This window comes from Lentimicrobium saccharophilum (assembly GCF_001192835.1).
Taxonomy (GTDB): domain Bacteria; phylum Bacteroidota; class Bacteroidia; order Bacteroidales; family Lentimicrobiaceae; genus Lentimicrobium; species Lentimicrobium saccharophilum.
Genome location: NZ_DF968182.1, coordinates 323,182 through 345,239, shown reverse-complemented (window position 1 = coordinate 345,239; position 22,058 = coordinate 323,182). Strand labels below are relative to the sequence as shown.

Genomic DNA, 22,058 nt, shown 5'->3' with positions numbered 1-22,058 from the left:
GTCGAACCTTGTGCTGACAATCGCCTGAATCCGCTTTCCACGGGAAATCCTGCACCATCACAACTTTATCAGAACTCGGCATTTTGCGGTGTGCGCGGGAACGGGATCACATCGCGGATGTTGGCCATCCCGGTTACAAAGAGCATCATGCGCTCAAAACCCAGCCCGAACCCGGCATGCGGAGCGGTGCCAAAGCGGCGGGTATCGAGGTACCACCAGATATCTTTCTCAGGGATATGCATTTCGCGACAGCGCTGAATCAGTTTTTCGAGTACTTCTTCGCGTTGTGAACCGCCAATGATCTCGCCGATGCGCGGAAACAGCACATCCATGGCCCTGACCGTTTTACCGTCGTCGTTCTGCTTCATGTAGAATGCCTTGATGTGGCTGGGATAGTCCGTCAGGATAACCGGACGCTGAAAATGTTTCTCTACCAGGTAACGCTCATGTTCGCTCTGCAGGTCGGTGCCCCAGTCAACCGGGAACTCAAACTTCTGACCCGAGGCTTTCAGGATGTCAATGGCTTCGGTATAGGTGAGGCGCTGAAAATCGTTTTCCACAACAAACTTAAGCCGGTCGATCAGCTCATTATCATACATCTTGTTGAGGAATTCAAGGTCATCCATACAGTGCTCCAGGGCATAACGAACCAGGTACTTCAAAAAATCCTCGGCCAGATCCATGTTGTCATTGATGTCATAGAATGCCATCTCGGGCTCTATCATCCAGAATTCGGCCAGATGACGGGGCGTGTTTGAATTTTCAGCCCTGAAAGTCGGTCCGAATGTATAGATGTTCGACAAGGCCAGTGCACCCAGTTCTCCTTCGAGTTGACCTGAAACGGTAAGGTTTGTGGCTTTCCCGAAAAAGTCCAGGCTGTAGTCCACTTCACCGGTTCCGGTGAGCGGCGGGTTCTTCGCGTCGAGCGTGGTTACCCTGAACATGGCGCCTGCCCCCTCGGCATCCGATCCGGTGATGATGGGGGTATGCAGGTAATAAAATCCATTGTCGTTGAAATATTTGTGGATGGCATAAGCCATGGCATGCCGCATACGCAGCACGGCCCCGAAGGTGTTGGTACGGGGGCGCAGGTGGGCGATTTCGCGCAGAAATTCCAGCGTGTGCCCCTTCTTCTGTAGCGGATAGGTTTCCGGATCAGCGGTTCCATAAACCTCTATTTCTTTAGCCTGTATTTCGACAGCCTGACCCTGACCGGGCGATTCTACCAGTGTGCCGTTCACAGAAATACATGATCCCGTGGTAATCAGCTTCATGGAACCCTCATCAAATCCGGCCAATTCTACAACTATCTGAATACTGTGAATTATGGAACCATCGTTCAGCGCGATAAAAGCCACATTCTTATTTCCGCGCTTGGTACGTACCCAGCCTTTGAGGTTAACAGTATTTCCGATACCTATTGATTGCCAGTTGTGTAATATATCGGCAATCCTCGTTCTTTTAATTGATTCCATCCGATTCAGAAGTATTTAATTGTCAGCAAAAAAGATTTTCCACCCCGGGAAAAGCAGCGGCAAAGTTATGAAAAAACACCTATCCAATCACAGATTACGGAATACCTGGTGAGATGTTAAGCGTCTTATTATCCCTGATTTGCTATTGTATTTCATTGATATGAGGCTACCGGATTTCTGCATGCGAAATGAAGACAAGGCAAAAGGAAAAATCCTGCACAACAAACAAATTGCTGACATCTGTTTGGCGGATTCCTGCGATGGCGCTATCTTTATGCGGTTAATTCCACATGCGTTACCGATGGGTTTAATACTGGGGAAGGCCTTCCGTAAAGACTTTAATGCAATGCTGCTTTGTTCAGCGGTCATTTCTCTTCTGTTGATATCCGGCCAACTTTCAGCACAGGAGAACCATCCCGGCAGAAAAGCAGACACGCTTGAACTGGTCAGGCTTGAGAAAGCATTTGACTCCCTTTTCAATTCAAAGCAGTCCGGAGCAGCCCGGACGATTGCTGACTCAATGATCATCCTGGCAAACAGATCCGGGATCTATAAATATGTCGCTGCCGGCTATTTCAATCTTTCGCTGGTAGAAAAATCACTTGATAATACTGAGGGTTTTACTGAAAACCTGGAGAAGTCAATCCCTTGGTTCCTGAAAGGGGGTGAGCCCGCCGGTGCAGCCATGGCACATACCATTCTGGGACAGGCAATGATGCCCGGGAACCAGGTTATGGCGCTGGAGCATTTTTCGGCTTCGCTGGAGATCAGGCAACAACTGGGTGACAGTGCCGGTATGGCCGGCAACCTGGTAAATGCCGGGGATGCCCATTATAATACAGGCAACATGCCTGATGCGGAGAACTATTACCGGCAGGCAGCCAAAATTGCCGGTCTGACTAAAAATGACCGGGTCAGGGTTTATGCCCTTACCAACCTCGGGGAAATCAATCTGAAAATGAAGCGCTTTGAAGTTTCGCGCGATTACCTCAAAGATGCCCTGGCCTTACAGATGAAAACAGGCAATAAAAGGCGTGCCTACCCCATTCTAAAAGCCATTGGCACTGCTTACCTCGAAGAAGGGAAAACCGACTCTGCCCGCGCAAGTTTCGAAGAGGCCCTTGTGCTGATTAGTAATACCGGAGCCGGTGAAAATGAACTGCTGCAGATCTACACTCAACTCGGAATGATTGCCAAAGCGGAAGGCGATACGGCCACAGCCGGACAATATTTCAGACAAACACTGAATATCAGCCGCCTATCAGGAGATACCGAAAATGAGGAACTTGCCCTTTCCAATCTGAAAGCCATTGCCCCTGTAAAAACCGTGAGAGATTATGCTCTTGAAAACCTTATAGAAAGCCTGAATAATGCCATTGCCTCCGGTGACCGGAACGGGAGACTGAAGTTTTATGCTGCACTGCGCGACCTTCATAACCGGAGGGGAAACAACAGGTCAGCCAATGCATTTAACAGGGAACTGCAGGCTTTGGAAGACACGATACAGGCAGAAAACAGAGCCGTAAAACTTGCATTACTTCAAGCCAGGTACGAGGCCATGCTGTCGGAGAAGGAAATGCTTTTGGCAGCACGTCAAAAACTAAGTGCAGAAAATCAGCGATCTAAAGTTGCACATCGAAGAAATACTGTCATCGCATTGTCAGCTTCCCTGATATTGTCATTGGCAATAATTGCGATACTCCTCCTGTTACTGCGGAAGAGAAAGAAAAACATCAACGGAAACTCCGGGTAATCAGTTCAGATCAGGTAAATTGTCCGTCTGACCTGAAATTTCAGCATCAGGGTAAAACAAATAAGCAGTTTACCGGCAGGTAGTCTGTTTCAGTCGAAAATTTCTTTCCTGTTACCACTGTAATAATACGCTATTTTTCAAATATTTAAGCAATTTGCAATTGCAATGGAGTATTATTTTTCGACCATTCGACTAAATTATTCGATCTTTTTCTTGCTTTTCGGAAATGACCGGTGTAATTTTGCAGCCGCAAACAGAACCAGGAAAATTTCCGGATCATGCTCGATAAAGAAGAAGTTAAGAGCTCAATCGTAACAGTTGCAAGACAGATTTTCAGCCGTTTTGGTTTTAAAAAGACCACAATGGATGAAATTGCCCTTGCATCACGCAAAGGGAAGAGTTCTATTTATTATTATTTTGAAAGCAAGGAGGATATCTTTCAGGCTGTGGTTGAAAAGGAGGCCTCCATGCTCAAGCGGGAATTACAGGAAGCAATCAAACCCATCGGCGACCCCAGGGAGAAACTCAAGGTTTATGTGCTTGTGCGGATGAATACGCTTAAAAAGCTGGCCAACTATTACGATGCGATCCGGAGTGAGTACCTGAGTCACCTTGATTTTGTTGAAAACATCCGTAAAAAATATGACGATGAGGAAATTTCAATGGTAGAAGCCATCCTGAAGGAAGGTGCCGAAAAAATGGAATTCAATATCGACAACACCCGCCTGGCTGCCATAGCCATTGTTACTGCCATGAAAGGACTCGAAATTCCGATGTTCTGGCAAAACAACGCAGATTTCGATATGGAAAAACGGCTCGACGACCTCATCAATATTCTTTTTTACGGACTGGTTCGCCGGTGATTTTTTTTAAATTACTTTCGACCATAATACTATTTTAGTCTAATGTTACTATTGTCGAAATCTTAGGAAGTTTTCCTGTTAATGAAAACCGATCAAAAACCTTATGAATTAAATATCAAAACCGGATTATGAAAAAAAATGTTGTGCAAATAAGCCTGCTTGCCTTGCTGTTCTGCCTTCCGTTGATAATGAAGGCACAAATCAGCGGGTTATCGCCGGAACTTACCGAACTCATCAGGCTTTCCGTTGAAAAAGACCGCAAACTTGCCGCTACTCAGATTGACAGGGAAATTACCCTGCAGCAGCGTAAAGCCGTAAGGTCTTCGTATTACCCAAAACTTGAAGCCAGCGGTAAATATGTTTTTGCCAAATCGCCGCTTAATACTGAACTGGGTAACATTACAGGTTTTGAAAGCTTCGGGAAAATCAGCCAGTTTATGCAGAGCCCCGCATTTCCACAAATGTTTCCGGGTTTAGCTGGTTTAACCGGTGAATTGATGCAACTGGAGCAGTTGCTTGCCTCACAGGGCATGGCATTACCGACCTTCAGCAAAGAAATGGATGGCGATTTTTCAGGTAATTATTTGGGAGTGGATGTTACTGCCAGTGTGTTGTTATTCAGCGGAGGTAAAGTTCCCCGTATTTCACAGGCACTTACCGAAAAAGCTGCGGCACAGCACCAACTTTCGCGCAGAAGCACAGCCGATCTGATAGCCGAAGTGATAGCCTCGTACGATCAGCTGGCACTGATTGGCCAGTCGGGTTTATTGATTGATGAATCTTCGCGCAGGCTTGAAGCCGAAAAGCGCTTTGCCACCTCAGCCCTGCGAAATGGTTTTGCCACAGCATACGATACGTTGCGGATTGCTGCTGCCGAAGTTGCACTTGATGCAAAGAAAGCCGATTTTGAAGGGAAAAAGCAGCTGTTGTCACAAAACCTTGCCAGACTCACAGGCCAGCCCGCCAGTCGTTTTTACAATATGTTTCCTGAGCTTCAACCCTTGCTGCCGGCTGTAAATGCATCCGCAATCAGTAACCGTCCTGAATTGATGGCCCTCCAGTCGGGATTGCAGGCGCAAAAATATATGCTCGGCGCCGAAAAGTCGCATTACCTGCCCAAGGTTCAAGCGTTTGCATCTGCCCGCTACGATAATATTTTTAATGCGGAAGCCAGCTTCAAATCACCCATGAATATTGGTGCAGATATAAACTCAATGACCCTGGGTCCGGCATTTATGGCAGGGGTTGGTTTTAAATGGGACATTTTCGATTTATCCGGAGGTAGTTCAAAGGTTAAGCTGGCCAGGCTTGAAGTAAAAAAAGCCGCCAATGCCCTTGAAGAAGCCCGCGAACTGCTTGAACTCAACCTTACCAAAAGCAATTCGGCATTAGAAACTGCCAATGCACAGGTAATTCTGAAAAGCAAAGAGAAAGCCGTTGCACAGAGAGCGCTGGAAATGGCATCAAAATCCTACAATGAAGGCCAGATAAGCATTACCGAACGACTGGCTGCAGAAACAAGTTATCAGCAATCGGCACTTGAGTATTACCAGGCAATATTTGCCCAACGCCAGGCTGCCATTGAGTTGTACAAAGCCACAGGCGATCTTGAAATTGAAAAAATCAAATAATCTCTAAAACTCAAAAAACAATCAGAATGAAAACGCTGAATAAACGCAATGCCGGAATGTTGGGGGCATTTATTACTTTCCTGTCAATCATTATTTTAGTGAGTATTGCGGGTTGGTTATTTCTGAAACCTCAGCCCGAAATGTTACAGGGCGAGATTGAAGCAACTGAAACCAGAATATCGGGGAAGGTTCCTGCCAGGATACAGAAGATATTGGTTGAAGAAGGCGCTCAGGTAGAAGCAGGGGATACACTTGTTATTCTTGAAAGCCCTGAACTTGAGGCAAAACTCATGCAGGCTTCATCAGCCGAAAGTGCAGCTGCAGCGCAAAACAGAAAAGCAATCAAGGGGGCGCGTCAGGAGCAGATAACCGCCGCCTTTGAGATGTGGCAAAAAGCTGAGGTAGGTGTCGGATTTGCTAAAAAAACCTTCGACCGGGTGCAGAATATGTTCAACGATGGAGTAGTTTCCGCTCAAAAGCGCGACGAAGCAGAGGCCGCTTACAATGCTGCAGTAGCTACTTCAAAAGCAGCACGTTCGCAATACGAAATGGCTGTGAATGGAGCCGAAGCAGAAGATAAACAAGCTGCGTTGGCTTTGGTTGACCGTGCCAGGGGAGCTGTGTCGGAGGTTCAGGCTTACCTTTCCGAAACGGTGTTGTTGTCACCGGTTAATGGTGAAGTTTCAGATATTTTTCCGCAAACCGGCGAATTGGTTGGATCCGGTGCTCCCGTAATGAGTCTGGTGGATCTGTCGGATGTTAAAGCCATCTTCAGCATACGCGAAGACAAAATGCAGCTTGTGCAGAAAGGAAAGGAATTTGAAGCGGTTGTTCCTGCCCTCGGGAATAAGAAAATAACATTAAAGGTCAGCTACATCAAAGCCATGGCGGGTTATGCCACATATAAACCTACCAAAAGCAACGGAGGTTTTGATGTAAAAACGTTTGAAGTTCATGCCCGCCCTGTGGATGGAAGCTCAGGCCTGCTGCCGGGAATGAGTGTGCTTGTTGATTACGGCAGCCTTGAGAATAACCTTGCCAAAGGCATTTCTGCCAGGTAGCTGCCTGGAACTAAATCTCATACAGATTATGAATACTTACATCAAGGCTCTTATAGGTGTGACGGGAAGAGAGATCAACCGAATGACATCCAGGCCGTTGTATTTCCTTTCGGTGGTGATTTTACCATTGCTGAGTCTGCTGTTTTTTGTGTCGCTCATGAAAGAGGGAGTGCCGGTAAAACTGCCCGTTGCCGTGGTTGATTACGATCACACTGCTTTATCGGCAAAATTCAGGCGTACCATAGATGCTACACCGGGAAGCAGCGTGGTGATGACGCCTGCCACCGAACATGAAGCCCTGTCAGAACTCAGAAAAGGCAACATCTACGGCTATGTGGTATTGCCACACAACCTGCAGGCTGATATCATGAATGGTACGCAACCTGTGGTAAGATTTTATTACCAGAACGGATTGCTAATTGCAGGGGGTCTGATACAGAATGATTTAACAATAACATTGCATACACTTTCAGCAGGTGTGAACAAACAGAAACGCGAGGCAATGGGGCAGAATGAGGTTTCGGTGTATGCTGCAATTCAGCCCGTTAAACCTGATGCGCATTTGCTTTTTAATCCCGAAACCAATTATCCGGTGTATGTTACCAGCATTATGCTACCCATTATGCTGCAGGTTTTTATTCTGATGATTACCGTATACAGCATAGGTATAGAAATAAAGGAACGTACTTCGCGTGAGTGGCTCAGAAAGGCCGGCAAATCTGTTTTAGTTGCACTTACCGGCAAGCTGTTGCCGTATACGGTTATATTCGTTATCCTGACCTTGTTTTCCAACTTCCTGCTCTTCAAGGTGCTGATGGTTCCGGTAAACACTGGTGTAGTGTACCTGGTACTGTTGTCATTGCTATACGTGCTGGCTTATCAGGCGATAGCCGTATTCTTCGTCGGATTGTTGCCCATGATGAGGCACTCCCTTAATCTGGCAGCTTTTTACGGAATTCTGGCACTTACACTTTGTGGTTTTTCTTTCCCTATCGAACATATGCCCGAAATTTTCAGGCTATGGGCAGAAGCATTTCCTGTAAGGCACTACATGCATATTTTTCAGAGTCAGATACTTGCCGGATTTGATTTTGTGTATGCCGCCCCATCTTATCTTAAGTTTCTGGCGTTTCTGCTGTTGCCGTTTGCCATCATTTTCAGGTTAAAATCGGCGCTCATCTACCAGAACTTTATTGAACAAATTAAAATCACAGATGCTGCTGAGGCGGCGGTTTCTGAAAAATCGCTAATTCAATGAAGAAAATAATTTCAAAAACTTTCAAAAGGTTTAAAAGTGCTGTAAGCAATACTGCGCTTATTTTTCAGCGCGAACTGCTGATTCTGCTTTCCGACCTGGGCGTGACCATTCTCCTGCTGATAGTACCGGTGGTGTATCCGTTTCTGTATTCACTGATTTATTATCCCGAAGTGGTTCGTGATCTTCCGGTGGCTGTAGTTGATCTGTCGCGAACTGCCGACAGCAGGGCATTTATCAGAAAACTCAATGCCACACCCGATTTGGACATAAGGTATGAATGTATTTCGATGGAGGAGGCTGCCGGAAAGTTCAGAAAGCGCGAAAACAGAGGCATTATTCTGATTCCTGAAACCTATTCATCCGATCTGGCCCTGGGCAGGCAGGCGGTGGTATCGTTGTATGCCGATATGGAATTTTTTCTGTATTACAAGGCCATGGTGATGGGAGCCGGGCTGGTTTCTATTGAGGAAGGCAACGATATTCAAGTGAAAAGGTTGTTGAATGCAGGACTTTCGGAAAGACAAGCTGAGGTTTTCAGCAATCCCTTTGTCATCAGCGGAAACGCCATCGCCAATCCGGCCGGAGGATTCGCCTCTTACGGAATACCGGCCGCCCTCATGCTTATCATACAGCAAACCCTTGTGCTCGCCATTGGCATTATGGCCGGCACCGCGCGCGAACGTCATAAACTGGGCACACTTATTCCCTGCGATTTGCGCCGTATGGGAACATTCAGAATGGTGCTGGGGAAATCAGCAGCCTATTTTTTAATATATGCCCTTATGTGCTTTTACATGCTGGGCGCAATTCCTGCCTGGTTTGGCTATCCCGATCAAGCAGGCTTCAGTCAGTTGGTGGCATTGATGGTGCCTTACCTGCTGTCAGCCATATTTTTCGGATTAAGCCTGTCTGTATTTTTCAAAAACAGGGAGACTCCCATGCTGCTCTATCTGTTTTTGTCGTTTCCGCTGTTGTTCCTTTCCGGGATTATATGGCCATTGTCGAACATGAGTCCTGTCTGGCAGGTCGTCAGGAGCATCTTTCCATCATCACACGCTATGCTGGGTTACATAAAAATGAACTCACTCGGGGCAGGAATCTCCGAAACCGGCCATGAAATCGCCATGCTGTGGATACTCACCGCCTTTTATTTTGTAACGGCCTGTCTGGTTTACAAGACCCAAATCACGAAGGTTAAAAAACTTGTGCTTAATGCCGGTCATCAACATAATTCATTGGTTACGGCACTTTAAATTAAAAATTCCAAACCTTTCAAAAACAAAAACAATGAAAACCAAAATCTTAACATTGGCCATTATTACAATGGCAACCATTCTTACTGTTCCTGTGAATGCACAGGTTTCTTTCGGCACCCGCCACGGGCTTGCCATCAGCACGCTGGCAAAGACCGGAGATCTTTATGATAACGATGAGATGCTTTTTTCCTATACCGGAGGAATCTTCATTACTGCGCCGGTAAAGGGAGTATTTGCGATACAACCTGAACTTAACTACATCTGCAAAGGCCGCAGCAATGAAACAACAGAATTTATTGAATCATCTTACCAGAGTCGTTATCATTACCTGCAGGTTCCGGTATTGGCAAGGTTCAATACCAACCTTTCCATGACTGAAAATGCCAAAGTTTATTTTAACGCCGGCCCTTATATTTCTGCTTTATTGAAATCGCAAAATAAACCGGATGGCAGCAGCGAATGGAAAGACGACGATTATGATGAGGTCGGTAAAGACCCTGATCTGGGGATAATCCTGGGGATGGGGGTAACATTCCCGGTAAACCGGCTGACTTTACAGGCCGACCTCCGCTACGATATGGGGTTAGCCAAACTTAGTTACCAGCCGGAAGATTACCATACCAAGGCGCTTAGCCTGACCATCGGTATTCTTTTCTGACGCCAATCATAGATTATATCATTAAGAGCAGCCGGATCTCAAATCTGATTTCCATTGCCATGTAAACACAATGGAAAATAGTTCCGGCAAATTTTAAGTTCTTCGTCCGGGAAAGCAGCCTCCGTGGATGCTTCCCGGTTTTTAATTATCATCCCGTGATACCCGCCTGTTTCATACGGAATTGGTATTTTTGCATAAAACTTATCCGATGAACTTTCCTCCCCTTCAATCATGGATCCCCGGCAGTCAACGCCCGCTGGTTATTGCAGGCCCCTGCAGCGCAGAATCGGAGGTACAGGTGTTGGAAACAGCCCAAGCCCTGGCAAAACTGCCATGGGTAAAGGTATACCGTGCCGGAATCTGGAAACCCAGAACAAGGCCCGGACTGTTCGAAGGTGTCGGTACTGCCGGGCTTGCATGGATGAGCCGGGTAAAAGAAGAAACCGGACTCCTTACCACGGTTGAGGTTGCCAGGCCCGATCATGTAAAAGATGCGCTTGCCCACGGAATTGATATTTTATGGATCGGGGCACGCACGGTAGTAAATCCTTTCTCTATGCAGGAGCTGGCCGAAAGCCTGGCCGGGGTGGATATACCGGTGATGGTTAAAAACCCTGTTAATCCTGACCTGAAACTCTGGATGGGAGCCATTGAACGGCTGCACAAAAACGGCATCACCCGCATTGCAGCCATTCACCGGGGCTTTTTTCAGTCCGAGAAAACGCAATACCGCAATGCCCCCCTGTGGGAAATCCCCATTGAGTTGATGCGGCAAATGCCCGGACTCCCTGTGCTGTGCGACCCCAGCCATATCAGCGGAAACCGATCATTGATACAGCAGGTTTCACAGCAGGCCATGGATCTGGAGATGGACGGACTTATGGTGGAAACCCATCCGGATCCCGACAAGGCCTGGACCGATTCGGTGCAGCAGATTACCCCTGAATCGCTTGGAGAAATCCTGAACAATTTGATTCTAAGGGAACAAAAGGGTAGCCGGGAGTTTGAACGTACCCTGGAAGAACTTCGCCACGAGGTTGACCTGATCGACTATGAAATGATCCGTCTGCTGGCCAAACGCATGAACATCGCCGAAGAAATGGGCCGTTATAAATATACCCACAACATCACCATCCTGCAGCTTCAGCGGTGGAAAGAGCTGTTTGCCGACCGCATCAAAAAGGGAAACAAAGCCGGGCTTGATAACCGTTTCCTGGCTGCTTTGCTTCAACTGGTGCACGAGCAGTCAATTCAGATACAAACCAATGTAATGAGCCGGGGCGAGGAGCAGTAAAACTCAGGAAGGTAAGCCGGTCTTGTGTTTACGGGCGGCAATCTGTAATTCTCCCGTAATTCCGCATACAGCCCCGGTTAGCCGCGCTTTATGTAATGCGCACAATTCCATTATCTTTGCACCCGCTAAAACCACTGCATGATCGAAATCACTCATATTACTGAAACAGCTGTACTTGTCGGATTGATTACCTTTCGACAGGATGAAGCGAGGGTGCATGAAACCCTTGACGAACTGGAATTTCTGTTTGAAACTGCGGGCGGAACGGCCGTGAAACGCTTTATCCAGAAGCTGGAGAAACCCGATACCCGCACTTTTGTAGGATCGGGAAAGCTGGATGAAATCAAAGCGTTTATTACGGTGGAAAATGTGGGAACCGTTGTTTTTGATGATGAATTGAGTCCGTCGCAGCTCAGAAACATCGAAAAAGAACTGCAGTGTAAGGTGCTTGACCGTACCACGCTGATTCTTGACATATTTGCCCGCCGGGCGCGCACCGCCACAGCCCGCACCCAGGTTGAGCTTGCCCAGTACCAGTACCTGCTGCCGCGCCTTTCACGGATGTGGACCCACCTCGAAAAGCAACGCGGAGGTATCGGCATGCGCGGCCCGGGTGAGAAGGAGATTGAAACCGACCGCCGGATTATCCGTGATAAAATCGCCCTGCTGAAGGAAAAACTGAAAGACATCGACAAGCAGAAAATCACCCAACGTTCGGGACGCGAAAGGCTGGTGAGGGTTGCCCTGATCGGCTATACCAACGTAGGTAAATCCACGCTGATGAACCTGTTGAGCAAGTCGGATGTGTTTGCCGAAAACAAGCTTTTCGCCACCCTCGACACCACGGTACGCAAAGTGGTGATCGACAACCTGCCATTCCTGCTGACCGACACCGTCGGATTTATTCGCAAACTCCCGCACGGGCTGGTAGAATCATTCAAATCAACCCTTGATGAATTGCGGGAGGCCGACCTGCTGCTGCATGTGGTGGATATCTCGCATCCGGGCTTTGAAGACCAGATAGCGGTGGTTAATCAGACCCTTTCAGAAATCAAAGCCGGCGACAAACCGGTGATGATGGTTTTTAACAAGGTGGATGCGTATACCTTTGTAGAAAAAGACGAAACCGACCTGAGCCCTGCAACCCGCGAAAATATTACCCTTGATGAACTCAAACGCACCTGGATCGCCAAAGTAAACAGCCCGGCCCAATTTATCTCCGCGACAAAAAAACTCCACCTCGAAGAATTTAAAAACGCGCTCTACAAAACCGTTCACGATATACATATAGTCAGGTATCCCTATAACAGGTTGTTGTATTGAGTGAGAAAGAGAAGGAAAGGTTAATTTCTAATTTCTAATTAGGAGTGTTCAAAACCACAAATAAAAAGAACAAAAGAATCACGAGTTCATTGACGTATTGAAAATCAAAGGTATAGCTTTTCACCTGAAGACGAGACTTGGATCACCTCCACTATGTTTGATCATAATTATGGCGATGATATCCCACATTTCGATCATGAACCTTCTTTTAGCTGTTTTATACCCCAATCCATTAATCTTTTTATAGATCAGAATCAGCATGGAGAGAATAAGGGTCATGTACAAGAGGATCTTAATTCCGTTTTCATTCACACTGATGAAGTGGGAAAAGTTCAATTCCTGCTTAATGAATCTGAAAAAGACCTCAATATCCCACCTTGATTTATAAATTGTTATTATGTCTTTGGCTGGGATAGAGAACATATTGGTAAGAAAGAAGTAAGGATATCCCTTATCATTTATTGCCTGTACAAGTCTAAAAGAATGCTCAACTACTGATGTTCCACTCTTATATAAGTAAACACGTTGATCTTTAAGGATTGTAAGATTTCTTACTTTTTGGTCTTGACTTATCTCAAAATCTTCCAGAGCAATAAATCTTGCATCTGATTTCAGTCTTGTAACAAAAGTGTATTCTTCCTGGTCCAACTTACAGAAAGTTTGTCGGTCAGATACTCCCCGATCAAAAACAAAGACATTGTCTTTGTTCTTGTCAATCACCCTGAATATCGCCTTAGGAATGGTGAGGTTTTCGCTGATATGGCATTGCTGATTAAAAACCTCAACACTACTAGGAAACATATCGGTCAGACAAACAGTATATTTAATCTGCTTTTTACCATCTTTCTTACAGCCAACATGGATCCCATTTTCCAGTTTAGCAGCTGTCTGACAAACCATTGTTGAATCAACTCTGGATAATTTGTAATTCAAAGCCAGATCGTTTTCATCGTAGAGTTGAGAACATTGCTCGTATATAGCTTCATAGGCCTTTCGAAAAAAGTCAACATTCATAGTTGCAAGACGAGCAGATAGAGAGTTATATTTGGTTGTGTTTTTATTTGGAATATTAAACAGCACCTTGTAATGGGTGGAGTTATAAAAATCCTCTAGCGACCTGAGACCAAGACGATCGCTTTCTATCAGTCCAAACAGTAAAAGGCTAAAGACATTCCTGCCATAAAGCTTTTTTACCTGATAATCAACGTTGGTTTCTGAACTCAAATCAGCCAACAAGTCATCAGGTATAAGCTTGAGTAAGTCTTGGACTTTTATACCCTGCTTACAATCTGTTCCCATTGCAGGAACAAATATAAGTCCTTAACAAGTTGATTGTCTTGATTATAGAGAGTTTTTGCCAACAGTGGCAAACATATTTTGTTGATAACCAGCTATTTTCAGACAAACAAAGACATCACTGTTAATTACAATACCTTGTTTTGTTAAAAACCTTTGATTTTCATGATGCCAAAGAACTTTTTGAAATGTCGTTTGATGTTTTGAACACTCCTAATTTCTAATTTCTAATTTTCATAAATCAAAGCCTTAACCTTTACTGCTGAGCAACTTGTGGTGAGCGATGGTGGTTGAGCGACGGTGGTCGGGCAACGGTGGTCGGGCGACGGTGGTCGAGCGATGGTGGTCGAGCGTAGCCGAGACCAGCCGAGACCAGCCGAAACCAGCCGAAACCAGCCGAAACATAACCTCAACCTCACTTTATCTCAGATCATTCCCTCCAATTCATACCTTTGTACCACCAATCAAGCTGTTTTTATTATGATCATCATAGGCATAACGGGCACCCTGGGTGCAGGAAAGGGCACCATAGTGGATTACCTGATCAGGGAGCGGGGTTTTGTACATTTCTCGGTAAGGGGTTTTATCAGCCGTGAAATTGAAAAGCGGGGTATGCCCGTTAACCGCGATAGTATGGTGATTGTTGCCAATGAGTTGCGTGCCGCCCATTCTCCCAGTTATATTGTTGACTGTCTTTTTGAAGAAGCCAGGCTAACCGGTAAAAATTGTGTAATTGAAAGCATCCGTACCCCGGGTGAAGTGCTTTCACTCAAAGCAAAAGGCAGTTTTTATCTTTTTGCGGTGGATGCCGACCCTTATACCCGCTATACCCGTATTACCACCCGTAATTCGGAAACAGACCGGATCGACTATGAAACCTTCCGGGCCAACGAGGCACGAGAAATGACCTCTGAAGACCCCAATCATCAGAACCTTTACCGATGTATAAAAATGGCTGATTTTGTATTCAGCAATGATCAGACAATCGCCGATCTTGAAGCACAGGTAGCCGCGGTGCTGGATCAGATCTGCAAATAGACAGGCCGGCAGGTCTGTAATCCATCAAACGTTATACTTACCGGATGAAATTATTCTCTGTTTTTGCAGTTTCGGCCCTGAACCTGACGCTCGCAGTATATTATTACCGGCTGATTTCCAAAAACAAAATCAGGCCATCACTGGCCATGTGGGTATTCTTCACCCTGGCTGTCGGTATGAGCCTGTTTACATACATCAGGGAAGATTCTCACAGTATTTGGGATAATGTGCTCAACACCACCGACCTGGTCTTTGTAAGTGCGGTGACTGTTTCCATATTATTGTTCGGCGACCATACCACCCGCTTTAACCGTTTTGATCTGTTTTGCCTCGGCGCGGTGACCCTGATCATTGCATTCTGGGTAATAACCCAAAATCACCTGATTACCAATCTGCTGGTACAGGGCATCCTTGTAATTGCCTACTTTCCGGTTGTAAACCGCATGCTGCGTAAGGGAGAAAATCATGAAAGCTACCTGATCTGGGGCGGGATGCTGCTCACTGCGCTGCTCGCGCTCCTATCCGTTGACGGAGAACTTGCCCTGATCTATACCCTCAGGGCAGTGGTCAGTATATTATTACTGATGGGACTGATGTACTATACCGATCGCCGCAAAAAACAAGACATGGCCCCGGACGGGACTATCTGAGAATCACGAAAATTTTCTGTGTTAAAAATAAAACGCACGGCCCCTTTTTCCGGACTGCCGTGCGCTTATAACAGATAATCCCTGCAATTCTATAATTTCACCGGGTTGCCTTCGATGTCAACCAGCAAAGGTTCGCCGAGACCTGCTTCTTTCAACCGGTCCAGCTGGGTGCGGGCATCGCCCACCACCACATAAACCATTTTTTCAGGCTGAATATAGCGCTCATAGATCGACTTCGCCTCATCAAGGGTGATCTTTCCGGCTACGGCTTCTTCTTGCTTCACATAATCGACCGGAAGATCGAAGGTGCTGATTTCCTGTAGCATCCCCATCAGGCTGTTGATGGTTTCAAATTTGCCGGCATTGCCCCTGATCATGGCATTGCGGGTAACCTCAAGATCACCTGCACTGTATTCTTTGCCATACGAACCAAGTATTTCCCTGAAAAGGTTCACCGATTCAAGCGTATACATGGATTGCACGCTGGAACTGGCGACAAACGGGCCGTTCACCACCCTGGGCATAAAGAATGAATAGGCTCCGTAAGTGTAGCCTTTTTCGAGCCTGAGTACACCAAACAACTTAGAACCTGACCCATCACCAAGTTTATAATTCACAAAAGTTGCGGGGAAAAATTCAGGATCATTGCGTTGCATGGCAAGCGACCCGATCATGATCACCGATTGTTTGGCATCCGGAACATCCACAAAATAGAGTCTGGGTGTTCCTGACTTCGCAGGAAGGGTATTGAGGGGAAGTTTTACCTCCCGGTCAGCCCATGCAGAACCCAGGTGGCTGAGGGATTCCAGGGCGCGGTCGCGCTTCAGGTCGCCGGCAATATGCACACTTGCGAGTGAAGGGGTGAAATTCCGGTTATAATAATCCTTCAGGTCGTCAAGCGTGATATTCTTCACTGACTCCACCGTTCCTGTGATGGGACGGCCAAGCACATGGGCATCACCATATAACTTCTTATAGAAAACATTTCCGGCAATTGCGTTGGGATTGGCATTGCGCTGGGCAATAATACCATAGGTCGCCTGTTTGATGCGATCGAATTCTGCCACGTCCCAGCGGGGTTCCAGCAGGATTTCCTCAACAAGTTCGCGAACAGCATCATAGTTCCTCACCAGGCAATTAGCCGTTATCGTAATAAATTCAGCCGATGCATTCACGTTGATGGTAGCGCCCAGCTGACCAATGGCCTCTTCAAGTTCTTCGGGGGTTCGGTTGCACGTACCTTCCATCAGCATTTCGGCAACAAGCCTGGCAACGCCGGGTTTATCAGGACTATCGAGCAACTGCCCGCCCTTGATCCGTATGCTGAATTGTACCAGCGGAAGCTCGGTGCTTTCAATTCCATAAATTTTCAGGCCATTGGCCATTGAAAGTGTATAAACATCAGGCGTTTTCAAGAGCGGGGCCGGGCCGAGCGGGGGTTCAACCGTACGGTCGAAAGTGGTTGGCGTGCGCGGATAATCTTCCTCTGTCTCTTCCATACCGGCAGCCTGAGATCCGGTGTTTTCAATGGCTTCTTCAACTACTTCAGCCCTTTGTGAACCGGCGAGGGCGAGTTCAGGCTTGCCCCTGGGGACAAAGCTGGTAGCAAGGAACTTTCCATCTTTCACATATTTCTCATAAACCCGGAGCACATCGCTCATGGTCACCGCGTTCAGTAATCTGACTTCTTCCATCATACGTGACGGATCACCTCCGAAAACGTTGGCCTGCGACAACTGGAATGATTTTCCCAGCAGGCTCGAAATGCTGTTGTAGAAAGCCGTTTCGCGCAGGTTTTTGATGCGCTGAAGGTCACTTTCGGTGAAACCGTTCAGTTCGAATTGCCTGAAGCCTTCTATCAGGGCATCATAAACGTCGTTCAGGTTCACCCCTTCAAAGGCCCTCACGGTGATATTGAACTTGCCGGCAAGCTCCATCGGATTATTATAGACTGACAATCTTGGCGCCAGTTTTCTCTTTTCAACAACCTCTTTATACAAGGGGGCCTTCTTGCCGTCCGCCAGAAGGTCGGCGAGAATTTCCAGGGCATAGGCATCCGGATGATAATTTTCCACCGTTGGGAAAATCATGTTAAGCTCCGGCAGTTTGGCGAAGTTGTCCTCGTGAAAAAACTTCACGGTTTCAGTAAGCCTGGCAGGCATAGGGCGGAATGGCTCCGGCTTTGTGCGGGCTTTAAACTCACCAAAATACTTGTCTATCAACTGCCTGACCTCTGCAGCATCAAAGTCTCCGGCAATCACCATGGTGGCGTTGTTTACCCCATAGAATTTATCATAAAACTCACGGACATCATCGAGGGTGGCAGCCCTGATATCGTCCATCGATCCGATCACCTGCCAGGAATAGGGATGACCATCGCCATACAGGTTTTTGTCAATCACATAACCGGTATGTCCGTATGGCTGGTTATCAACCCGCTGGCGTTTCTCGTTGATTACAATATCCTTTTCACGTTCCAGGGCGAGCCGGGTCACCGTGTTGATCAGAAATCCCATACGGTCGCTTTCCATCCACAGGATTTTTTCGAGGGCATCTTTTGGAACCACCTCGTAATAAACGGTTCCGTCGTTCCAGGTTCCGCCGTTGAAGGTTCCGCCCAGATCGTCAATCTTACGGAAGAACTCGCCTTTCCCTACATTTTCAGAATTCTGGAAAAGCATGTGCTCAAAGAAATGTGCAAACCCGGTCTTTCCGGTCCTTTCGCGGCTGGATCCCACGTGATACAGGATGGCTACAGCCACAATCGGATCACTATGATCCTGGTGTAAAACTACTTCCAGGCCGTTGTCGAGCCTGTACTTCTCAAAATCAACGCGAAATTCGCCGGTGGCCCCTGTCTGGGCTTCAGTGCTTATGTTTCCGTTGATCATCAGGCCTGTCAGTATTGTCATGGTTAAAAGTTTGGATAGTCGTTTCATAGAACAGACTTTAAGATTCTCATTTTTCACTTGCGTGACAATTCTTCAACATTCATTGAAGGCTTACCACTCCACGGGCGCCCTGCGAACCGGCATGGTCATGCAGCGGCAACCACCGCCACCCCGCGACAATTCAGCACCTTCGATGGCGATGACACATTTTTCGTAATCATGCATGTCAGCCTTTCCGGCGATCACATCCTTCGCCTTGAGCACAGCAAAACCATGCTTGTCCATCTCTTCAAGGGTATAAATATTTCTGCCGTAGCCCATTACTTTGCCGGGACCCAGGGCAAAGAAATTGGCCCCGCTGTGCCATTGTTCGCGCTCCTGCATGACCACATCATCAGCGCCGCCGCAGTTAATGGTCCTGATGTCCATACCCAGGCCGCGCAGGGCTGCGGGGATATTCAACTCCTCAGCGATCTTTACTTTGCCGTTGTCAATGGTGATATGAATGGTAAGAAACCTGCTCGAATGCATGATGAGCGGTTCATATATCATGCAGGTATCCTTGTCGAGAAAGGTAAACACCATGTCAAGATGGATAAACGATTCCGGCTCGTAAGGCAGCTCCTGCACAATGATGTGCCTTGTCTTGCCTTCAGCCTTGTAATGGTCAACCAAAAAATCAATGGCTTTGGGGGTTGTGCGTGATCCGGTACCTACCAGTACGATGTCTTCACGGGCAACCAGAAAATCACCGCCTTCGAAACTGAAGTCCTTGCAGAGGTGCCTGCTCGACAGGGGATTGACCGTTTGCGTGGAGAAAGCGGGATGATAATCGAAAATGGCTTCCATGATCATCGATTCCCTGTCGCGCACACGGCTGGCCATCTTGCTGATAAAAACCTGATCACCGATTGAAATGGAGGCATCGCGTGTATAAAAGAAATTGTGCAGGGGTTCCAGCTCAAAACGCTCCTTGCTGAGAAAACGGGACAGGTTGTCGCGCCTGAGTTCAACTCCTTCAATCAGCGCAGAAGTAAGGGTAACAGCATCCATTTCAAGCAGTTCATCGCGCAGGGTGTCCACCCTTTCATGATCAGCAATCCTGCTGACCAGACCCGACTTCACTTTTTCGTTTTCCAGAATCCGGCACAGGAGGTTTCGCACTTCATAAACCGTTGTATATTTTTCAAGCACGCCTCTGAACTGGCTGTATTCCTTTCCGGCCACGGTAAGGTTCAGGATGTCGCTGTAGAGCGCCCGCTGAACCATGTTGGGCGTCATATTTTCCACTTCGCTCCCCGGAGAGTGAATAATAACCCCCTCCAGCGTCCCGATTTCCGAATTGATCTCAATCGCTGTCTTTTCCATATCCTGATTCATCAATGAAAGAATGACCGGCAAAGGTAACATTGTTTTTCAGTTTCTTAAAACCTGCCCGCTTCAGCGCTGATTTACCAAATACGCTTCCGAATACTGGTTTCTCCAGATGCTCCCAGGCATCGCGGCTCCATTCCACCCATTCGCCCGCCGGGCTGAACTGTACTTCTGTATTGGCCAGCGAAAACCGGTTCCAGGGACAAACGTCCTGACAAATATCGCATCCGAAGATCCAGTCATTGACCTTTCCGTTAAATTCAGCAGGAATTTCATCCTTCAGCTCAATATTAAGGTATGAAATACATCTGGAAGCGTCCAGCTGCCGGGGCCCGATAATTGCTCCCGTAGGGCAGGCATCGATGCAGCGGGTACAGTCGCCGCAGTAGTTCCCGCCAAAGGGCTGGTCATAGTCAAATTCCAGATCGGTAATGATCTCGGCAATAAAGAAAAAGGAGCCATGGCGGCGGGTAATCATCATGGTATTGTTACCAATCCAGCCCAGGCCGGCATTTACCGCCCAGGCCCTGTCGAGCACCGGAGCCGAATCGGTGAAAACCCTGAAATTAAATTCTCCCGCCTTCTCCTGCAGCAGCCCGGTCAACACGTACAACTTTTCCCTGATAACCGTGTGATAGTCGGCGCCCCACGCGTACTTCGATACTTTCAGGGGAGAAGTATACTTTTCCGCTGCGGATGGATAATAATTTATCAGCAATGAAACCACCGAACGGGCGCCATCCACCAGCAGGCGCGGATCGAGCCTTTTGTCGAAATGGTTTTCCATATAAGCCATTTTTCCGTGCCGGCCTTCTTTCAGCCACTGCTCCAGACGCGACGCTTCCTCATCCAGTCGCCTGGCCCGGCTGATGCCACAGAACGAGAAGCCCAGCTCCCCGGCTCTGGTTTTGATCAGTTGCGTAAGTTCGGTCCTGAGGTTCATATCTTCCGGCTGATGAAAAGCAATATCCACGCAAAAACATTAACTAACAATAACATGTAAAATAAACAGTCAGCAATGCCGCGCCAACCTGCAGCTTAACCATTCTTTAAAAGCGATTTTCAGACAAATCCCCGTTTATTCAGCATCACCCCGGAACAGCAATCGCTGAAAACCCGGCCGGATCAGAATAATTCAGCCTGATTGCCCGGTTTAATCTTCCCCAGGTGGGAATATGCCATGGGGGTTGCCTCCCTGCCGCGGGGGGTGCGCATAAGATAACCTTCCTGAATCAGGAAAGGTTCATATACCTCTTCGATGGTACCCGGATCTTCGCCCACGGCGGTAGCTATGGTTGTAAGCCCGACCGGGCCCCCGCGGAACTTGTCGATGATGGTCGCCAGGATCCGGTTATCCATTTCATCCAGCCCGTTTTTATCGACCAGCAATGCCGACAAGGCAAATTGCGCAATTTTCAGATCAATGGAACCATTCCCCTTGATCTGGGCAAAATCGCGTACCCTGCGCAGCAGCAGATTGGCAATGCGGGGTGTTCCCCTGCTCCGGCGCGCGATCTCGGAAGCCGCATCCGGAGAGATATCAACCTTCAGAATTCCGCACGACCGCATGATAATTTTTTCCAGGGTTGCAGCATCGTAATAGGAAAGCCTGGCATTGATGCCGAAACGTGACCGCAGGGGGGCGGTGAGTAATCCCGAGCGGGTGGTGGCGCCAACCAGGGTGAAAGGGCTGAGTTGTATCTGCACACTGCGGGCATTGGGACCGGTTTCAATCATAATATCAATCCGGAAATCCTCCATGGCCGAATACAGATACTCTTCCACCACCGGACTCAGCCGGTGAATTTCATCAATGAACAGTACATCATTCGGCTCCAGATTGGTGAGTAATCCGGCAAGGTCGCCGGGTTTGTCGAGTACCGGCCCCGAAGTGATGCGGATGTTGACGCCCATTTCGTTGGCGATGATGTGCGAAAGGGTGGTTTTCCCCAGTCCGGGGGGGCCATGGAGCAACACATGATCAAGGGACTCTCCCCGCAACCTGGCAGCCTGCACAAAAACCCTGAGATTCTCCACTACCCCGGGCTGTCCCGAGAAGTCGGCAAAGTCACCGGGACGAAGCACCTTTTCTATTTCACGCTCTGCAGCGCTCAGGTGTTCAGCAGTGGCATCCAGGTTAGTGTTCATCATCTGTTTTTAAGAGAATGACAAAGGTAAAGAATAAATGTATATTGATCCCGGCCACTGTTTAAGTTATCTTCAGGGGAAAATAAAGT

General features: G+C 47.5%; 17 protein-coding genes. 11 read left to right on the top strand and 6 right to left on the bottom strand.

Annotation, left to right across the window (positions count from 1 at the left end; all coding sequences use genetic code 11):
* Positions 1-68 precede the first annotated feature (68 nt).
* Complete coding sequence (gene asnS, locus TBC1_RS01255; RefSeq protein WP_062042625.1) at positions 69-1,466, bottom strand: asparagine--tRNA ligase; 1,398 nt, start codon at positions 1,464-1,466, stop codon at positions 69-71.
* Between the two features lie 310 nt (positions 1,467-1,776).
* Between asnS and TBC1_RS01250 the strand changes: the two genes are divergently transcribed.
* The 9 genes from TBC1_RS01250 to hflX all read left to right on the top strand — a co-directional run bounded on the left by TBC1_RS01250 (position 1,777) and on the right by hflX (position 12,572).
* Positions 1,777-3,228 (top strand): tetratricopeptide repeat protein, encoded by a 1,452-nt coding sequence (locus TBC1_RS01250; RefSeq protein ID WP_172668796.1) that lies wholly within the window; start codon positions 1,777-1,779, stop codon positions 3,226-3,228.
* Positions 3,229-3,506: 278 nt separating this feature from the next.
* Positions 3,507-4,091 (top strand): TetR/AcrR family transcriptional regulator, encoded by a 585-nt coding sequence (locus tag TBC1_RS01245; RefSeq protein ID WP_062037361.1) that lies wholly within the window; start codon positions 3,507-3,509, stop codon positions 4,089-4,091.
* 128 nt (positions 4,092-4,219) lie between these two features.
* The gene (locus tag TBC1_RS01240) at positions 4,220-5,722 is read left to right on the top strand and encodes a TolC family protein (RefSeq protein WP_062037358.1); all 1,503 of its coding nucleotides are present in this window, start codon (positions 4,220-4,222) and stop codon (positions 5,720-5,722) included.
* A gap of 26 nt (positions 5,723-5,748) precedes the next feature.
* Positions 5,749-6,783 carry an HlyD family secretion protein gene (locus TBC1_RS01235; protein WP_062037356.1) on the top strand — a complete coding sequence of 345 codons (1,035 nt, stop codon included), beginning with the start codon at positions 5,749-5,751 and terminating at the stop codon, positions 6,781-6,783.
* A 28-nt stretch (positions 6,784-6,811) separates the two neighbouring features.
* On the top strand, positions 6,812-8,041 hold the full coding sequence (locus tag TBC1_RS01230; protein ID WP_062037353.1) for an ABC transporter permease: 1,230 nt from the start codon (positions 6,812-6,814) through the stop codon (positions 8,039-8,041).
* A complete protein-coding gene (locus TBC1_RS01225; RefSeq protein WP_062037351.1) occupies positions 8,038-9,294 on the top strand; it encodes an ABC transporter permease in 1,257 nt (418 codons plus the stop codon). The genes TBC1_RS01230 and TBC1_RS01225 overlap by 4 nt, the downstream gene beginning before the upstream one ends.
* Before the next feature lie 34 nt (positions 9,295-9,328).
* Complete coding sequence (locus TBC1_RS01220) at positions 9,329-9,955, top strand: porin family protein (RefSeq protein ID WP_062037349.1); 627 nt, start codon at positions 9,329-9,331, stop codon at positions 9,953-9,955.
* Between the two features lie 208 nt (positions 9,956-10,163).
* Positions 10,164-11,249 carry a chorismate mutase gene (locus TBC1_RS01210; protein ID WP_062037344.1) on the top strand — a complete coding sequence of 362 codons (1,086 nt, stop codon included), beginning with the start codon at positions 10,164-10,166 and terminating at the stop codon, positions 11,247-11,249.
* Between the two features lie 138 nt (positions 11,250-11,387).
* Positions 11,388-12,572, top strand: a complete 1,185-nt coding sequence (gene hflX, locus TBC1_RS01205) for a GTPase HflX (protein ID WP_062037341.1) — start codon at positions 11,388-11,390, stop codon at positions 12,570-12,572.
* Positions 12,573-12,692: 120 nt separating this feature from the next.
* Here hflX and TBC1_RS01200 read toward each other — a convergent pair whose 3' ends face one another.
* Positions 12,693-13,871, bottom strand: a complete 1,179-nt coding sequence (locus tag TBC1_RS01200; RefSeq protein WP_062036967.1) for an IS4 family transposase — start codon at positions 13,869-13,871, stop codon at positions 12,693-12,695.
* Between the two features lie 477 nt (positions 13,872-14,348).
* Between TBC1_RS01200 and TBC1_RS01195 the strand changes: the two genes are divergently transcribed.
* Complete coding sequence (locus TBC1_RS01195) at positions 14,349-14,906, top strand: AAA family ATPase (RefSeq protein ID WP_062037338.1); 558 nt, start codon at positions 14,349-14,351, stop codon at positions 14,904-14,906.
* A gap of 44 nt (positions 14,907-14,950) precedes the next feature.
* Positions 14,951-15,556, top strand: a complete 606-nt coding sequence (locus TBC1_RS01190; RefSeq protein WP_062037336.1) for a hypothetical protein — start codon at positions 14,951-14,953, stop codon at positions 15,554-15,556.
* Between the two features lie 89 nt (positions 15,557-15,645).
* Here TBC1_RS01190 and TBC1_RS01185 read toward each other — a convergent pair whose 3' ends face one another.
* The 4 genes from TBC1_RS01185 to ruvB form a co-directional block, all read right to left on the bottom strand.
* Positions 15,646-18,495: a M16 family metallopeptidase gene (locus tag TBC1_RS01185; RefSeq protein WP_062037333.1), complete on the bottom strand. Its 2,850-nt coding sequence runs from the start codon at positions 18,493-18,495 to the stop codon at positions 15,646-15,648.
* Between the two features lie 63 nt (positions 18,496-18,558).
* Positions 18,559-19,815: an arginine deiminase gene (locus TBC1_RS01180; protein WP_062042622.1), complete on the bottom strand. Its 1,257-nt coding sequence runs from the start codon at positions 19,813-19,815 to the stop codon at positions 18,559-18,561.
* Positions 19,796-20,764, bottom strand: a complete 969-nt coding sequence (gene queG, locus TBC1_RS01175; RefSeq protein WP_062037329.1) for a tRNA epoxyqueuosine(34) reductase QueG — start codon at positions 20,762-20,764, stop codon at positions 19,796-19,798. The genes TBC1_RS01180 and queG overlap by 20 nt, the downstream gene beginning before the upstream one ends.
* Before the next feature lie 182 nt (positions 20,765-20,946).
* Positions 20,947-21,969, bottom strand: coding sequence for a Holliday junction branch migration DNA helicase RuvB (ruvB, locus tag TBC1_RS01170; RefSeq protein ID WP_062037326.1), 1,023 nt, complete (start codon positions 21,967-21,969; stop codon positions 20,947-20,949).
* Positions 21,970-22,058: the final 89 nt, after the last annotated feature.

Bases quoted from the DNA above. Each gene is read 5' to 3' on its own strand.
- TBC1_RS01195 (WP_062037338.1), top strand. From the start codon at position 14,349: ATGATCATCATAGGCATAACGGGCACCCTGGGTGCAGGAAAGGGCACC.
- ruvB (WP_062037326.1), bottom strand. From the start codon at position 21,969: ATGAACACTAACCTGGATGCCACTGCTGAACACCTGAGCGCTGCAGAG.
- TBC1_RS01185 (WP_062037333.1), bottom strand. From the start codon at position 18,495: ATGAAACGACTATCCAAACTTTTAACCATGACAATACTGACAGGCCTG.
- TBC1_RS01230 (WP_062037353.1), top strand. From the start codon at position 6,812: ATGAATACTTACATCAAGGCTCTTATAGGTGTGACGGGAAGAGAGATC.
- hflX (WP_062037341.1), top strand. From the start codon at position 11,388: ATGATCGAAATCACTCATATTACTGAAACAGCTGTACTTGTCGGATTG.
- TBC1_RS01220 (WP_062037349.1), top strand. From the start codon at position 9,329: ATGAAAACCAAAATCTTAACATTGGCCATTATTACAATGGCAACCATT.
- queG (WP_062037329.1), bottom strand. From the start codon at position 20,764: ATGAACCTCAGGACCGAACTTACGCAACTGATCAAAACCAGAGCCGGG.
- TBC1_RS01250 (WP_172668796.1), top strand. From the start codon at position 1,777: ATGGGTTTAATACTGGGGAAGGCCTTCCGTAAAGACTTTAATGCAATG.
- TBC1_RS01200 (WP_062036967.1), bottom strand. From the start codon at position 13,871: ATGGGAACAGATTGTAAGCAGGGTATAAAAGTCCAAGACTTACTCAAG.
- TBC1_RS01180 (WP_062042622.1), bottom strand. From the start codon at position 19,815: ATGGAAAAGACAGCGATTGAGATCAATTCGGAAATCGGGACGCTGGAG.
- TBC1_RS01245 (WP_062037361.1), top strand. From the start codon at position 3,507: ATGCTCGATAAAGAAGAAGTTAAGAGCTCAATCGTAACAGTTGCAAGA.
- TBC1_RS01240 (WP_062037358.1), top strand. From the start codon at position 4,220: ATGAAAAAAAATGTTGTGCAAATAAGCCTGCTTGCCTTGCTGTTCTGC.
- TBC1_RS01210 (WP_062037344.1), top strand. From the start codon at position 10,164: ATGAACTTTCCTCCCCTTCAATCATGGATCCCCGGCAGTCAACGCCCG.
- TBC1_RS01190 (WP_062037336.1), top strand. From the start codon at position 14,951: ATGAAATTATTCTCTGTTTTTGCAGTTTCGGCCCTGAACCTGACGCTC.
- TBC1_RS01235 (WP_062037356.1), top strand. From the start codon at position 5,749: ATGAAAACGCTGAATAAACGCAATGCCGGAATGTTGGGGGCATTTATT.
- TBC1_RS01225 (WP_062037351.1), top strand. From the start codon at position 8,038: ATGAAGAAAATAATTTCAAAAACTTTCAAAAGGTTTAAAAGTGCTGTA.